We start from the raw sequence: 16,277 nt of genomic DNA, 5'->3' as shown, positions 1-16,277 counted from the left end.
GTTTTGTTTTTTCTGCTTTTCCATTTTCAGAGAATAGGCGAATCAGTTTAAGCTTTCGCTCACTCATTAAAGCACATGATTCTCCTATTATTTCTCACGCTTACAACAAAGCCCATCTTTAGTTATTGTTTATGATCGCGTCTTGATTGCCGCTCATCAAAATAAATGGTTTGTAGATTGGCCTAGATTTTTACCCAATAAAAAACCCAGCTGCAGCTGGGTTTTTTCCTATCAACTCAAACTAGCCTAAAAGAGCCAGAGCTGAGTTGGGTGCCTGCTTGGCTTGTGCGAGGACAGAACTTGATGCTTGAGATAGGATCTGCGCTTTGGTCAATGCAGTCGTCTCTTTGGCAAAGTCTGTATCTTTGATTCGGCTTGTAGAAGCATTAACGTTTTCGTTAATGTTATCTAAGTTGTTGATAGCATGGTTGAATCGGTTTTGGAACGCACCGAGTTCAGCACGATGACTATCCACGTATTTCAATGCTGCATCGACAATCGCCACACTTTCTTGTGCACCGCCTACCGTGGTCACATCCAAGGTATCTACCGTGACATCTTTCGCTGCACCGATACCTAACTCACCAGCCAGTGAGCCCCCGAAGGTTGCCGCACCATCGACTTTGTTGTTGTCGGTGAAAAGCTGCAATTTACCTTCTTCACTTACAGAGGCTTTCACCATGTCGGTTTGACCGTTGATGTAAGTCGCCAGCTCTTCGATGTCATCCCCTTCTTTCGCATTGATTGAAATGGTCACATCGCCTTCGCGTTTGTCTTTCAGTGTGATCGTCAGGTCATTTTTACCCGCTTCCACGCCCCAGTTTTTATCTTTGCCATTCGCCGCTTGATAAGTTTTACCACCCATCAAAACGTTATCACTGCGCATGTCTTTGATATTGAGCATCACCGCTTCACCGTTATCCGCACCAATCTGGAAGGATTTGGTTGCGAAAGTGCCGTTGAGCAGCTTGTTGCCACCGAAAGAAGTGGTTTCAGCCACACGATTAAGCTCATCATTCAACGCAGTAATTTCTTCTTGAATCGCAATACGGTCGGCTTTTGAGTTCGAACCGTTAGAGGATTGCAAGGAAAGATCACGCATACGTTGCAGGATGTTGGTGGTCTCTTTCATTGCCCCTTCCGCAGTTTGCGCCATCGAAATACCATCGTTGGCGTTACGAACGGCGACGCCTAAACCTCGGCTTTGCACGTTCAAGCGGTTAGAGATTTGCAGACCTGCCGCATCGTCTTTTGCGCTGTTAATTTTATATCCTGAAGATAGACGTTCCATTGACGATTGTTGTGCGTTAGTTGCACTCGTCAAGTACCGTTGTGCTGTCATTGCTGACACATTGGTGTTTACATTCACCGCCATAGTGGTATCTCCTATTGATTTTCCGACGTAGCGGAACTCACAAACGGTCTCCGACGTCTCGGAAAACCAAGCAGTTCTCTCAAAGTTACTTCTATTAGCGACTCAGTGGATAAATCCTTTAGCAAAAAGATGGTTTTTCGCTCTAAACCTGACGAAATCTATGCATCTTGAGAGATATCACGCAAATTGCATAAATATCTGAAAGATTAACTTAAGTTTTCAGACTGATGGCCGGTGGGTAAAAACTGCCGTAAACTCGCTTTATAGTGAGTATTCATGAGCAGTGAAGGGTTGAAATAGTAATTGACGGGGAACAAATGGTAGAAAAAGAAAAGCCCCCTTTCCTTTGAGAGAACTGGGGCTATTTGGTGGTAGCCATCGCCAATGTGGAGATCAAGAGAAATGAACACATTTCGGCTAACCATTAAGGGCGTATGATTCTGTTTAGCTAGTTGAGCAGTTTGAGTGAGAGAGCTCAGCTAACATCCCACAATCACACTTTGCCAAAGTCCCTTCATTACATACCCACGTCTGAGCTCATTAATGAAGGTACTGGGAACTACTGCAATAACGAGATTGCAGAGTTTGGCAACTGTTTTGCTTGGGCAAGAATTGAAGTTCCTGCCTGTTGCAGAATCTGAGATTTGGTAAGCTGCGTCGTTTCCTTCGCAAAATCCGTATCTTTAATCCGACTTTTCGACGCTTCCACGTTCTCCTGAATGTTCGACAGGTTACTGATGCTGTGGCTGAGTCGGTTCTGTTTCGCACCGAGGTCTGCTCGTTGCGAATCCACGTATTTCAATGCGGCATCGATGATACCCACGGCGTTTTGTGAACCACCGACACTCGTGATATCAATGTCTTGTACTGTGGTTTTCACACCTGGGCCACCATTGAGGCCAAGTTCAGTTGCTAGGCCACCGGAAATATTGAAGTTGCCTTGAACATTCGGTTCAGAAACAAAAATCTGCAGTTTGCCATCTTGATCCACCGATGCTTTGAACAGATCGGTTTGACCGTTGATGTAAGTCGCCAACTCTTCGATGTCGTCGCCACTTTTGGCTGAGATATCGAGCACAACCGCCTCACCATCTTTCTTGGTGAATTCAAACTTCAGGTCACGAGCGGTAGGTGGTACCCCCCACTCTTTGGTTTTGGCTTGTTCGGAGACAAAAGATTGGCCACCCATACGGAAATCGTCCGCACGCACGCTGGTCAATCCCATGATGATCGCTTCACCTGAGCTAGAACCGATTTGGAATGAAGCTTCACCAAACGAACCATTGAGTAGCTTACGACCACCAAACGACGTGGTTTCTGCGATACGGTTCAGTTCATCTTGCAGTGCTTTCGACTCTTCGTCCAAAGCCTGACGCTCTGAATCTGAGTTGGTGCCGTTCGCCGATTGTAGGGCGAGGTCACGCATACGCTGCAAAATGCTGGTCGATTCGTTCATCGCGCCTTCAGCGGTTTGAGCAATCGAAATACCATCGTTGGCGTTACGCATTGCCACATCCAGACCACGAGATTGCGCCGTTAAGCGGTTTGAAATCTGCAGGCCTGCCGCGTCATCTTTTGCACTGTTAATGCGGTTACCTGATGAAAGACGTTCCATGGAGGTGTTTAAATCTCCCGTCGCCTTAGTCAGGTAACGTTGTGCGGTCATCGCCGACACGTTGGTATTTACGTTAATGGTCATAGTTTGCTCTCCTATCGAGTTCGCAAGCTCATTTGCGAAGCGGTCAGCTTTGGTCTCTTTTGGAAGCACTGACCGTGAATAACTTGCCAAATCGGCCCTAAGGCGGATTTAAAAACCGGTTACAACAACTCTGATGTATTTTATTCAATTTGTGTGCCAACTTTCTTTATTTTGGCTTTCACTGATATACATCGCTTATTTTCAATGAGTTACACTACTTTATTTATTTAATCAGCGACTCAGGGTTGCCGATTCAGTCTGGCGGCAACCTTTTTTGCCGCTGACTTGCCGCTTTGGCCACCTGTACAACTTTTCACCGAGGCTTAATGTTGTAAAAGCAACTTTCGCGCCACTTTTTAACTCAACTCACTTCGCACATATGGCGTAAGCACATAAGGCATTGAAGGTTAGATGTAGTTAAACAGCGTGAGATCTTTAGTTTTTCCAAATGCTTTTTGTGATGCTTCAAGAGCACGAGAGTTCTCATTGAATTCAATCACGGCATCGGCGTAATCCAAATCTTCAAAAGTGCTTTTGGATTTCGCGAGGCTGATTTTAAAATCTTCGTGCTGCTCTTCCTGAATATCGAGGGTATTCAAACGTGCGCCGATATCGGTTCTCGTTTTATTGAGATGAATAAAAGCCGTATGAAACTCTTCGACAATTTGATGCAGCTTCGCGGTATTGGATGCATCGGAAACCGAACCTTCCGCATAACGAATCGCATCGCGGAACGTATCAAATACGCTGTAGGTATCACGAGGTGTCAGATCAATTGCATCACCTTTGGTGATCTGCCCTTTCACCTGAATATTCAGTTCGTTAAATTGAATTCCAGTTTTCGGGTCAAACTCACCCGCTTGCACCACGCTACCATTACGTTCTAATTGGTAACCATTATTGCCATCTGGCATATCCACAAAGGTCACGCGATAGGCGGCTGTATCATCAGGATTGAGATTGACGGCGCGCTCCAAGAGCAACTCAGAGCCCTCTTGCAATGCATAATTGGGTTCATAACTGCCAAAAGGATTGGGGATCTCCATAAACACTTTGCTGCCTGGATTATTAAATGGTATTTCCAAGCTGTTGGAGATCTTCATTTTGCGCTGATAGTCATCACCGGCGTAACTCACGTTTCCTTGGTTATCGCGGAAAAATGGCTGATTTTTGGGCTTTGTACCGGCAAAAATATAGTTGCCTGACTCATCCTGCACGTTAGCAAGGTTGAGGAAGTTGCTCGCCATTTCCTGCAATACGCGAGCACGCGCCACCCGATCTTCTGGTGATAACGAACCGTTGATCATCTCCATCACCGTTCGCTTCGCGGAGTCTGAAAACTCTTCAGTGTTCGAGATAATCACTTCTTGGTGCTCTAAACGGTTACGCACCAACACAATGGCATCGAGATACTGGCGTAACTGCTCTTCTTGTTGCCCTACATTTTGGATGTAGTGCGTGGCCAGTGGATTATCACTCGCTGAGAGCAGTTTTTTCCCGGACGCTAATTGCGCCTGGTTATTAAAAACTTTCGATTCCTGACGACGGATGTCGTTCTGAACCGCTTGATAGTTATGGAAGCTAGAGATTCGGTTTAACATTTACCCATCTCCCTATCGCAACGCCAAAATGGTATTAAACGTGTCATTCGAAGCCTGAATAATGCGTGATGACGCCATATAGGCTTGTTGAAACTTCATCATGTTGGCAGCTTCTTCATCGAGGTTAACGCCAGAAATGGAAGCAATGCGCGACTGCGCCGCCTCTTTTTCCAAACGCGCAACATCGGTTAAACGGGTCATGGTCGCCATTTTTAAACCCACATCCGTATTGAGGTTGTGGTACAGATCGATAATGGTCGACTCTTTGTCGTTCACTTTTTTATCGGTTTGAATATTGATCATTTTGCGCAGGTTGCCGTTATCCCCTTCCGATGGAACAAGGTTTGCCGTGAATTTGTCGTTTGGCAAAGCCCCTTCCGTTAACTCGAAAGTCGTGCCCTGTACCGTGACAGGGCCTGAAGGGGGATAAGGTTGAGGCTGCAGTAAAATGTTGCCTTTGGTGTCCGTCACGGCAAATTGATCACCCGTAGGCGAAACATGTACTTCAAACTCACGCACGGCTCCTGCCTGCAAGATTTTGAATTTTGCTTTGCCTTGGGCAAAGGTGGTCGAAGCCTCAAAACTCTGAGCGGCAATTTTTGTCGCATCGTCGGTTGCAAGGCGAATTGCCGCAGCACCGTTACGCGTTGGGCGCACTAAAATGCGCTCCCCAACTTGCGGAGGATTACGCACTTCAACCCGCAGACCATCGACATACACATTACCTTTGACTACGGGCAACACGGTTTGTTGGCCGGAAGGTAAGGTTACGACAAATTCACTACCGTTGTACTGCATGGAGTATTCGCCGCCTTTCAGTTGGCTGACATCATCAATAAAAACGGCCATATCGGCTTTAGAATTACTGTTGGTCACAACACGTGAGCGGGCAATGACGTCCAAATTGACATCGGTAAACAACGCGCTGCCCACATTGCCGCGTAAATCTAAGCCTTGTGACTGTAGCGTGTTCACTTCATGAGAGAACGAGATAGCAAGGCGACCGACTTCATCCATCAAATACGGGATGTGTTCATCACGCATATCTAAAATCGCTTCCATTTTGCCGCCAATATCACGCGCAGAGATGGCTTTGAGCGCTTTCCCTTCAATCATGGCTAAGCGATGTTGCTGGGTATCAGGAAAGCCATCGATCACTTTGAGTTGGCTCGCCTCACTCCCAGAAACTAAGGTGTGTCCATTACCGATATGGATGTTAAAGCCTTCACCGTTTTTCCGTTGGGTTACGGTGACTTTTGTGTATTGCGACAGTTCTGCCACCAGCTTTTCATGCTTATCCATCAGATCGTTATGTGGACCAGGAACACGCATCATTAAACGCTGCAGATCACGGATTTCAATCGCAAGTTGGTTAATCCGCTCCACACCAAGATCTAAACCTTTGTTGGCAATATCTTTTTGCAGGCGAACGGTTTCATGAAAATCATTGAGGTTTTGCGAAATGAGTTTCGCCTTTTCGAGCACCACTTTTCTGGCACCCAAATCATTAGGCGAATCGGCTAAACTTTTTACCGAATCAAACCACTCATTGAGGTTCTCAGGGATTTTTTTCGAAGCCACGGAAGAGAGTAACTTAGACAACATATCCAAGTTTTCTTCGGTATCCCGTTTGAAAGAGTAATCGGTAGAGGCAATGTTCAGCTCTTTCACGGCAAACTGATCCCACGAGCGGCGAACATTTTCCACATGCACACCCATACCGTAGGTTTCACCGCCATATTGGCGGGGCATATTGGTCCCTTGGATCACAGACTGACGGCTGTAACCCTCTGTATTAACATTAGAAATGTTATGACCTGTGGTATTGAGTTGTCTCTGAGCCGTCAGTACGCTTTGCGTACCCACATTCAGAAGATCAGACGCCATACTGCCCCCGAAAACCGATATTAATCAGTAAAAATCACTGAATCCTTTCGGTAATTGCAATATGTATGCCAGTTTATAATTTAGAGTTTTAATCTAATAAAAATAGAGAGTTAACGATATTGGTAATACAGAAAGCCAAAGATAGAGGACAAGCAAAAGAGTGCCGCCGGAAAAATTCCGGCGGACGAATTACAGCAGATTCATTTGGTCAATTTGCGCTTTTACGCGCAGGACTTTATCCGCATATTGAGGATCGGTAGCGTAACCTGCACGATGGATACCATAGATAAAACGTTCGCTGTTGCCACCGTGATCCAATGCATCGGTATAACGTGGGTTACTCTCAAGGAAACGGACATAGTCATTAAAACTGTCATCAAAGTTCGCATAAGAGCGGAATGCCGCTTTCTCCATCACAGGAACATTATTGTGATATTCCAGTGTTTGAGTGGCAACCTTTTCCCCCTGCCAGCTGCGATCGGCTTTAATGTTAAACAGGTTGTTGCTGTTACCAAGAGCATTTTTCACCATCTTTTGCCCCCACCCTGTTTCCAAAGCGGCTTGAGCAATCAGCAATGATGAATCAACCCCAAGCACACGAGCCGCTTTATCGGCATACGGTTTTAGCTTGGTGACAAATGCCTGGCGAGAATCAAACTGGGTTGATTGTACCGCTTGTGTTTTACGTAGTGGATAAACTGCCGCCACCAAATCTTCATTACTGCGCTCACTGGCGGTTTTGCGGGCATGCTCTACACGGCGCATGGCTTCTTGGAAACCATCATCGCCTTTTTTGTCTGCCGGAGTTTGTCCGGTTGAAAGTTGGGCAACAATCATATCAGCCAAACCCAGCGAACCTGAGGAACTAAACTCACTCGCCATCTGCTCATCGAGCATTTGTCGGTAGGTATCTTCCGTCTGGCTTCCGAACATGTCTGATTTAAAATCGCTGTTCGCATCACGCATTGATTTAAGCATCATCGAGGTAAAGATCGACTCAAACTGGCGTGCTGCCGCCGTCAGAGCCGATTGTTCTGAACCTTCATCGCCATTGATCGCCTTTTGGCGCAACTTGTCTAGACCTGCAATATCTTGGATAAAGCCAATGTCATTGGGATTATTAATCATGGCTCACTCCTTAAATAATGATCAGTTGACCTTCGATGGCACCCGCTTGCTTCAGTGCTTGCAAAATCGCCATCAAATCAGAAGGCGCGGCACCCACTTCGTTTACCGCACGAACCAGATCATCCAACGTAACACCCGGTTCTAACTTAAACATTTTGCCCTGTTTCTCTGTCACTTCGATGCTGGAATTAGGCGTAACCACGGTTTGACCACCACCTAGCGCATTCGGTTGGCTGACATTGAGGTTTTCTTTAATCGCTACCGTCATACCACCATGAGTGACCGCAGCCGGTTTGAGGCGTACATTTTGCCCAACCACAATAGTACCGGTGCGTGAGTTAACAATAATTTTTGCCGCACTCTCCGCCGTATTGAACTCTAAGTTTTCAATGGCTGACAAAAAAGCCACTCTCTGACTCAAATCACGTGGTGCACGCACTTTTATCGATGCTGCATCGACCGGAGAAGCCATTTGAGGCCCTAAGAACTGGTTCACAGCATCAGCTAAACGCTGCGCAGTAGTAAAATCGGATTCAAATAGGTTAAAGGTGATGTAATCACCACGACCAAATGGGTTTGGCACTTCACGCTCAACAATCGCACCACTGGAAATCATGCCAACGGTTGGGTTATTACCGACAATTTTTGAACCATCTGCGCCAGTCGCACTAAAGCCACTGACCACTAAGTTACCTTGCGCAACGGCGTAAACTTGACCATCCAAACCTTTTAAGAAAGTTTGCATCAAAGTACCACCGCGTAAACTCTTAGCCGAACCAATCGAAGAGACGGTGATGTCGATGGTTTGACCTTGCTTAGAAAATGCAGGCAGATCAGCCGTGACAATTACAGCGGCAACGTTTTTGGTTTTTGGCTTGGTGCCGGGTGGCAATTGAATGCCGAAGCTTTGCAGCATGGCGTTAAAGCTTTGATCAGTAAAAGGGGTTGATTCGCCAGTTCCCGGCAAACCCGTAACCAATCCGTATCCCACCAATTGGTTACTGCGCACTCCGGCAACCTGCGCGACGTCCTTGATCCGTGCCGCCTGAGCACTGGAGACCAGCAACATCATCAATAATATCGTGAATTTTCTCATGGTGGATTACCTTACTCTTTAAAAAAACGATGAGGCCAAAGGGCCTCACCGTTCACTATGCTGTCAAAAAATTAGCCCAGCGGCTCGACTTATAATGAGACATTAAAAAATCGTGCCAAGAATCCAGGTTCTTGCATATCTTGATTGGTTCCCGTCCCCGAATATTGAATTCGTGCGTTAGAAATTCGGTTAGAAGCAATGGTATTGTCAAAGTCGATATCATCTGGACGAATGGTGCCACTCAAGCGGATATACTCATCCCCCGTATTCAACGTCAGCCATTTTTCCCCGCGAATCACTAAGTTACCGTTGGCCAATACCTCAATAACCTCAACGGTAATCGAACCCGACATGCTGTTACTTTGGTTAGCCGCGGCACTGCCAGAAAATTTGTTGTCGTTCTTCAACGCGTAAGAAAAATTGTAATCACCGACGGTCAAATCTTTGCCACCAACGGCAAGAGGATCCATCTTAGAGTCATTTTTCTTTTTCAGATCTGCATCTGCACTTTTTGCTGCTTTAGTGCTTTCATTCAAGGTAACGGTAATGATGTCACCTACACCACGGGGTTTAGAATCATCATACATGCTACTGCCGCTGGCCAAATTAAACAGTGAGCCGGTTTCCGCAGCATAATGTTCTGGCTTGGCTTTCGGATGAATAGGCGCCCATGCAGGATCGCCCGCTACCGGATCGGTACGGTTACGCAGTGCATCGGTTAATCCTGAGTTTCCTTCTGATTTATCGCCTTCCACTGCATCCACGGTGGTGGTGCCTTGAATGGTATTAGCAGACTCAATCGGTGGCTGCACCAAGCTACAACCGGAGAGCAAAATCAGTAAGCCAGAAGCAAGAAAACGTTTCATAGCGGCCATCTCTTAGTTAGCAATTACAGTTGTTGGTTAACGAAGCTCATCATCTTATCGACGGCAGAAATGACTTTAGAGTTCATCTCATACACGCGCTGCGCTTCTATCATGTTCACCAACTCTTCCGTCACGTTCACGTTCGAGGTTTCTAGCATGGATTGACGAACATCCCCTAAACCATCCAAACCCGGTACCCCTTCTTGCGGATCACCACTGGCACCAGTTGGCAAATAGAGGTTCTGCCCAATCGGTTCTAAACCACCAGGGTTAATAAAATCTACCGTGGTGATTTGCCCTAAAACTTGGTTATTTTGCTGACCGCGAACGCGTACCGATACTTCACCATCATTGCCGATAGTGATAGAAATGGCATCCGGCGGAATGACAATTTCAGGTTGCAAACGATAGCCAGAACCGGATGTCACAATCGCACCTTCATCATCTAAGGTGAACTGGCCATTACGGCTATAGGCAATGTTACCGTCTGGCATCAGGATTTGGAAAAATCCATCACCTTCAATCATCATATCCAAGCTGTTGGACGTAGTTTGCGCATTACCATGGGTGTGCACCTTTTGGGTTGCTACGACCTTAGAACCTGCGCCTAGCATGAGACCACTTGGCAAACGCGTGTTTTGCGAGGATTGCGCACCAGGCTGGTTAATGTTTTGGTAAAACAGATCTTCAAAAACTGCACGGCCCTTTTTAAAACCAATGGTTGAGGCGTTGGCAAGGTTGTTTGAAATTGTTGCAATGTTGGTTTGTTGGGCATCTAAGCCGGTCTTACTGACCCATAGTGCTGGTTGCATACCTGACTCCTACCTTAAATTAGCTTGTGCGCAGCAGTGAATCGGAAGATTTATCCATCTCTTCCGCGGTACTCATCATCTTGACCTGCATTTCAAACTGACGTTGCAAATCAATCAGACTGGTCATTTCACCAATCGCGTTCACGTTACTGCCTTCCAGTGCTCCGGTAAGCACTTTCACGCTAGCATCGGCCTCAAACTGAGTGTTGGGATCCGTTGCGCGGAACAAGCCATTCACATCTTTAAATAGAGACTGATTATTTGGACGAACCAATTTGATCCGGTCAACCACTTCCATCGCATCCGCAGGCGCACCTTGTGGACGAACAGAGATGGTACCGTCACCACCAATTTCCACTTTAGCCAGTGGGACAGGTAAGGTAATTGGTGCACCCGTTTCGCCTAATACCGGATGACCATTGCCATTAAGCAATAAACCCGTTTCATCAATACGTAGGTTACCGTTGCGGGTTAGGCCTTCTTTACCAGTTTTATCCATCACCGAAATCCAGCCTTCACCTTGGATCGTGATATCCAGATCTCGACCCGTTGTCATCACACTGCCTTGGGCAAAATTATTCCCTGGTCGTTCAGTCATACTAAATACACGAGTTGGGAGGCCTTCACCGTAAGCTTGCATTGAGCGCGCTTGCGCCAAATCAGCACGAAAACCCGTTGTGCTGACGTTGGCAAGGTTGTTTGCCCGTAGCTGCATCGCTTGCATGTTTTGTTTTGCGCCACTCATGGCTAGAAACAATGCGCGGTCCATAATCTGCTCCCAAATCGTTAGTTAGAGCAGATAAAGCAAGCAATGTGCCAACTTTATTAATCTTTATTAATCAATAAAATAGATTTAAATATGATGGAAATTTCTGAAGTTTGCCGCGGCAATGGGGCAAAGAGGCAACCCCATTAAGCCGCTTTGCTGCCGCTTAATGGGGTTGAAAAGGATTAACGGATTTGCAGAATATTCTGTTGCAGCTGGTTATGAACTTCTAACGCACGTGAGTTGGCTTGGAAGTTACGTTGAGCAGAGATCAAATCCACCAGCTCTTGAGTCATATCGATGTTCGACTGCTCTAATGAACCATTACTGATAGAGCCGAAAGAACCTTTATTCGATTCCCCCCAGATCTTGTCACCCGAGAACTGAGTCGCATCCCACTGCGTTCCGCCTTTCTTATCAAGGCCTTGCTCGTTAGCAACACGCACCAAGGCCACGCGGCCTAGCGTTGTGTTTTGACCATTCGAATAAGTCGCCAATACGCTACCATTCTCGTCAAAATCGATTTTGGTCAAGAAGCCTGTCGTAGCACCATCTTGGTCAAACTTAGTCAGTTCAAAAGGCGCAGCAAACTGAGTGGCTGAATCCAAACTAAACGACAAGGTTTGAGTTACGTCTGCACCATTCAGATCGACTGGATTTGCACCACCACCGAGCGGTTCAGTCACAATCGGTTGACCGTTGTTTAGGCTCGCAAGAGTACCGTCGTTGTTAAAACGCATGGTATGCCCCACATGCCCTTTCGGAGTTGTCGCATCACCACCCACAACATTGACTGGCTTTTCACCCGTCTTATCTGTCACGGTGTAGTACGTTTGCCACGTATTCGCTTGATTCATATCTTTCAAGTAATAAGTGGTCAGCTTATAAGGTTGTCCCATCGAGTCATAGATAGTCGATGAGGTCGTACGGTTATACGTTTCAGGGTCTGTAATATCAAACAGTGCAGGATCTTTAAGATCGCCGTTGGCTGGTAAGTTAGCCCCTAAATCGATATTCGCGGTCTGTTTCGGCTTACCGAATTGAGGTGGAATATTAATAGGTTTTGGCTCATAAGACAGAACATCACCTGAATCTGGGTTCACTTCATAGCCCAGCAAAAACTCATCGTTTGCCGTTACCATGTAGCTGTTCTTATCCAAGTGGAACGCACCGTTACGGGTCAACTCGTTTTGTTGCGGTACGATTTTGTCTTTAGCTACAGCAAAGAACCCCGTACCGGCAATACGTAAATCCAACGGGTTATTGGTGTAAATGCTGGAACCTTCGTGGAACTGTTGTGCCACCTTTGCCGCTTGCACACCTTGCCCTGGCGTTGTTTTCGCATTGGTAAATAGCGAAGTGGAATACACGTCACCAAACTCAGCACGCGACTCCTTAAAACCAAACGTGTTGGCGTTCGCAATGTTGTTACTGGTGGTATTCAAATCCATCTGCGCGGCGGATAAACCACTAAGAGAGATATATGACATGAGTAATTCTCCTATCTAGCTAGCGCAATCACGCTTTGCCTACTTCAAGTACTTCAGCAAGTCGAACTGGTGCATCGAAACCAGCCAGATTGAGTAGTACGTTACCATCGCCTTTGCCTAACAAAACGCTGTTGACGTTTGCATAAGTGGAGACTTCAAATTCTTTGCTCTCTCCATCCTGCAAGCCAGACGCTTTTACTTTATATTTGCCACCCGGCAACGGATTTCCGTTCTGATCTTTTCCATCCCATTCAACGCGGTTATCGCCTGCAGCTTTGGCGCCCACATCAAAGGTTCGTACCAATTGACCAGCTTCATTCTCAATACGGACGAATAAGTTATCGATAGACTGCGGCAGTTTTACCATTGCCGCCATTCCGCCATCAGGCTTCTTCATACCTGCAGCCCCAGGCACCAACACATCACGCCCCACTAGAGATGAAGCTTGCAGCGCTTGGTTTGAAGTCATCGATGAGTTGAGACTCTCAAATTGAGAGTTCATCTTGCCGATGCCATCTACCGTGGCAAACGAAGCCATCTGCGCAATCATCTGATCATTGCCGACAGGTTTGAATGGATCTTGCTGTGCTAACTGCTTAGTCAGCAGAGAAAGAAAGTCTTCTTGCTTAAGGGCTTTTTGCCCTGTGGTTTCATCCGGCTTTTTCTGCTCTTGAAGAGCTTTAAGCTGATCAATATAGGACAAGCCGCTTTGACCAACATTATTGATTCCGGCCATACGTTAACTCCTTATCCTCACTGACCCATCTGCAGCGTACGCAGCAGCATCTGTTTACTGGCATCCGCCACCTGCACATTGGTTTGGTATGAACGAGAAGCCGAAATCATGTTCGCCATCTCCTCCATCACATTGACGTTTGGCTTATAGATATAACCCTCGTCGTTGGCAAGTGGATGCTCTGGATTAAACTCAGCGACCAGCGGCTTATCACTTTCCACAATCCCAAGCACCTTAACAGGAACATTAGGTTCGCGGTTGAAACGCGCTTTACTCAGTTCCGCACCAAATACGGCATGGCGAGCTTTATAAGTATCTTTTGCTGAGCTACTAATACTATCGGCATTGGCCAGATTACTTGAGGTAGTATTGAGACGAACCGACTCGGCGCTCATCGCAGAACCAGTGACATTGAATACGCTAAATAAGCTCATCTAATTACTCCCCTTTAATCGCTTTGGTTAAGTTCTTGAATTTGCCACCAAGAAAATCCAGCGAGGCTTGATGACGGATTTGGTTTTGCATAAACAAGTTACGCTCAAGATCCACATCCACCGTATTGCCATCCCCCGTGTCCGGTTGAGTCGGAGTGCGGTAAAGAATTTCCCCAGTGACCGTCGAAGAGGCAGGAATATGCCGACCGTCGGTACGGCTAAGACTAATACTTGCCCCCGAACTTGCCGCTTGCAATGCCTTCTGGAAGTCCATTCCTTTTGCCTTAAATCCTGGCGTGTTGGCTTGCGCAATATTGGTGGCAATCACCTCAGAGTTGCGCTCACGTACGCCCACCGTGTGCTGGTGAATGCCTAGGGCATTGTCAAAAGAAATAGCCATGTTTACCTCTTCGATAAGAACTGACCGTTATTACTCAAATTATTTGCAATTAGCATACCAACTTTAAAATCTTCTCCCTCACGGCATAGGGATAAATGAAATTTGCAAACTCCGCGCCAAAGACATCTTTTACCCAGAACGTGCGGAGTCAATAAAAACAAAAAGCCCAGCAAAAGCTGGGCAAAATGAGATGGATCGTACTTATTATTTCAGTTTATAGATGATACCAGGATTACAACGCACCATTTCAAACTTGTCAGTTAAACCAGTTAGAGACTCCGAAGCCCCCAAGAGTAGATACCCTCCGGGGTTGAGACTCGACGCCATCTGGTTGAGCACTTTCGACTTCATATCTGGCGAAAAGTAGATAAGCACGTTACGACAAAAAATGATGTCAAACTTGCCGAGTAACGAATAACTTTCCATCAAGTTTTGTGGTCGAAAGTTCACCAAACGCTTCACGTTATCTTTGATTTTCATTCGGCCATCGCCTGCATCTTCAAAAAAGATTCGGCGTCGTTCCGGTGATAAACCACGACCTAACGCTAGATTGTCATAAACCCCCGCTCGGCACATATCCAACATACTGGCAGAAATATCTGTAGCCGTAATCGCGACACTTGGTAATAAACCAGGCCGTTTTTGCTGAACTTCCAAGATAGTCATTGCCATAGAATAAGGCTCTTGGCCGGATGAACTGGCGGCTGACCAAATTTTTATCGGACGCTTATTGGCTGCCATTTCAGGCAACAGCTTGTCTGCTAAAACCGTAAAAGGGTAAGCATCTCGAAACCATAAGGTTTCGTTAGTGGTCATGGCGTCAACCGCTGCTACTCGCAGATCGCGATTTCGTCCTGTCACGACATCCCGCAACAAGTCAGACAACGACGTTAACTTGAATTTTGTGACGAGTGGACTTAGACGACTTCGCACCAAATACTGCTTGCTGTCACCCAGTACGATTCCGCACTGAGATTCCAGAAATCGGCAAAAGTCGCGATACTCTTGGTCGCTAATCGTTATAGCAGTCATTCATTTCTCTTTATTTAACTAGCGCAGCTTTCACCGCATTACCAAGCTCATCAGGGTTGAATTTCGCAATAAATGCGTTTGCCCCAACTCGCTCAACCATCGCTTGGTTGAACACGCCACTCAATGAAGAGTGCAAAATAACATAAAGATCTTTCAGTTCGTTGCTACGACGGATTTCCGCAGTCAGCGTATAACCATCCATTTCCGGCATCTCAATATCTGAAATCACTAGCGAGATTTGATTGAGAATAGGGCCTTCGCGGCTCATTTCAAGCAGTTTCTCATAAGCATCTTTACCGTCTTTGGTGGAGATAACCTCGAAACCGATCGATTCAATTGCGCGCTGCACCTGCTTACGTGCCACGCTAGAGTCGTCCGCAATCAAAATACGACGAACAATCTCTTTTTCTTGTTCAACTTGTGCAATCTCTTGGCCGATATCTTTTGTCATTGCTTCGTTAACCGGAGCAATCTCAGCCAAAATCTTCTCAACGTCGATAATCTCTACCAGCTCGTTATCGATATTGGTGACAGCAGTTAGGTAGTTCGCTTTACCAGAACCGTCAGGCGGTGGCAAAATCGCTTCCCAACGCATGTTAATGATACGCTCAACCGAACTCACTAAAAAGGCTTGAATTGTACGGTTAAACTCCGCAATCACCACGAAGCTTTTGTCTACATCAACGGTTGGGCGCCCACCGATCGCAAGACTCAAATCGATGACAGATACGGTTTGCCCACGAATATGTGCCACTCCTTTAACCAAACGGTGTAAGTTAGGCATCGCGGTCAACTTAGGGCATTGAAGGACTTCTTTAACTTTGAAAACGTTAATACCGTATCGCTGACGGCCGTTAAGACGGAAAGTTAATAGTTCTAATCGGTTTTGACCGACGAGTTGCGTACGCTGATTCACAGAATCAAGAATACCCGTCATAAGCTCATCTCCATCTCA

The 16,277-nt window shown here is 46.4% G+C and carries 15 protein-coding genes; all 15 read right to left on the bottom strand.

Translation table 11 applies throughout. The features are described from left to right. Positions 1–241 precede the first annotated feature (241 nt). The 15 genes from EPB59_RS02505 to EPB59_RS02435 all read right to left on the bottom strand — a co-directional run bounded on the left by EPB59_RS02505 (position 242) and on the right by EPB59_RS02435 (position 16,259). On the bottom strand, positions 242–1,375 hold the full coding sequence (locus EPB59_RS02505) for a flagellin (RefSeq protein WP_095468790.1): 1,134 nt from the start codon (positions 1,373–1,375) through the stop codon (positions 242–244). Positions 1,376–1,934: 559 nt separating this feature from the next. After that, on the bottom strand, positions 1,935–3,074 hold the full coding sequence (locus tag EPB59_RS02500; RefSeq protein ID WP_000154826.1) for a flagellin: 1,140 nt from the start codon (positions 3,072–3,074) through the stop codon (positions 1,935–1,937). A gap of 407 nt (positions 3,075–3,481) precedes the next feature. After that, positions 3,482–4,675 carry a flagellar hook-associated protein FlgL gene (gene flgL, locus EPB59_RS02495; protein ID WP_000934645.1) on the bottom strand — a complete coding sequence of 398 codons (1,194 nt, stop codon included), beginning with the start codon at positions 4,673–4,675 and terminating at the stop codon, positions 3,482–3,484. Between the two features lie 12 nt (positions 4,676–4,687). Then, positions 4,688–6,562, bottom strand: a complete 1,875-nt coding sequence (gene flgK, locus EPB59_RS02490; RefSeq protein WP_055051370.1) for a flagellar hook-associated protein FlgK — start codon at positions 6,560–6,562, stop codon at positions 4,688–4,690. A gap of 189 nt (positions 6,563–6,751) precedes the next feature. Then, on the bottom strand, positions 6,752–7,690 hold the full coding sequence (flgJ, locus tag EPB59_RS02485) for a flagellar assembly peptidoglycan hydrolase FlgJ (protein WP_055028294.1): 939 nt from the start codon (positions 7,688–7,690) through the stop codon (positions 6,752–6,754). Positions 7,691–7,700: 10 nt separating this feature from the next. Continuing rightward, positions 7,701–8,786: a flagellar basal body P-ring protein FlgI gene (locus tag EPB59_RS02480; protein WP_055051371.1), complete on the bottom strand. Its 1,086-nt coding sequence runs from the start codon at positions 8,784–8,786 to the stop codon at positions 7,701–7,703. 89 nt (positions 8,787–8,875) lie between these two features. Further along, the gene (gene flgH / locus EPB59_RS02475; protein WP_055051372.1) at positions 8,876–9,652 is read right to left on the bottom strand and encodes a flagellar basal body L-ring protein FlgH; all 777 of its coding nucleotides are present in this window, start codon (positions 9,650–9,652) and stop codon (positions 8,876–8,878) included. Between the two features lie 23 nt (positions 9,653–9,675). Beyond that, positions 9,676–10,464 carry a flagellar basal-body rod protein FlgG gene (flgG, locus tag EPB59_RS02470; protein ID WP_055051373.1) on the bottom strand — a complete coding sequence of 263 codons (789 nt, stop codon included), beginning with the start codon at positions 10,462–10,464 and terminating at the stop codon, positions 9,676–9,678. A 19-nt stretch (positions 10,465–10,483) separates the two neighbouring features. Further along, positions 10,484–11,233, bottom strand: a complete 750-nt coding sequence (flgF, locus tag EPB59_RS02465; protein ID WP_154171483.1) for a flagellar basal-body rod protein FlgF — start codon at positions 11,231–11,233, stop codon at positions 10,484–10,486. 182 nt (positions 11,234–11,415) lie between these two features. Further along, positions 11,416–12,720, bottom strand: coding sequence for a flagellar hook protein FlgE (flgE, locus tag EPB59_RS02460; RefSeq protein WP_055028291.1), 1,305 nt, complete (start codon positions 12,718–12,720; stop codon positions 11,416–11,418). A gap of 28 nt (positions 12,721–12,748) precedes the next feature. After that, positions 12,749–13,456: a flagellar hook assembly protein FlgD gene (gene flgD / locus EPB59_RS02455; RefSeq protein ID WP_055051375.1), complete on the bottom strand. Its 708-nt coding sequence runs from the start codon at positions 13,454–13,456 to the stop codon at positions 12,749–12,751. Between the two features lie 17 nt (positions 13,457–13,473). After that, positions 13,474–13,890: a flagellar basal body rod protein FlgC gene (gene flgC / locus EPB59_RS02450; protein ID WP_009356150.1), complete on the bottom strand. Its 417-nt coding sequence runs from the start codon at positions 13,888–13,890 to the stop codon at positions 13,474–13,476. Between the two features lie 4 nt (positions 13,891–13,894). Then, positions 13,895–14,290 carry a flagellar basal body rod protein FlgB gene (gene flgB / locus EPB59_RS02445; RefSeq protein ID WP_001007978.1) on the bottom strand — a complete coding sequence of 132 codons (396 nt, stop codon included), beginning with the start codon at positions 14,288–14,290 and terminating at the stop codon, positions 13,895–13,897. Positions 14,291–14,494: 204 nt separating this feature from the next. Beyond that, on the bottom strand, positions 14,495–15,322 hold the full coding sequence (locus EPB59_RS02440; protein WP_000125390.1) for a protein-glutamate O-methyltransferase: 828 nt from the start codon (positions 15,320–15,322) through the stop codon (positions 14,495–14,497). Positions 15,323–15,332: 10 nt separating this feature from the next. Beyond that, positions 15,333–16,259 carry a chemotaxis protein CheV gene (locus EPB59_RS02435; RefSeq protein ID WP_000145782.1) on the bottom strand — a complete coding sequence of 309 codons (927 nt, stop codon included), beginning with the start codon at positions 16,257–16,259 and terminating at the stop codon, positions 15,333–15,335. Positions 16,260–16,277 lie beyond the last annotated feature (18 nt).

Source organism: Vibrio metoecus (assembly GCF_009665255.1).
GTDB classification, from domain to species: domain Bacteria; phylum Pseudomonadota; class Gammaproteobacteria; order Enterobacterales; family Vibrionaceae; genus Vibrio; species Vibrio metoecus_B.
The sequence above is the reverse complement of the archived record's forward strand: the minus strand, read 5'-3'. Positions and strand labels throughout refer to the sequence as shown.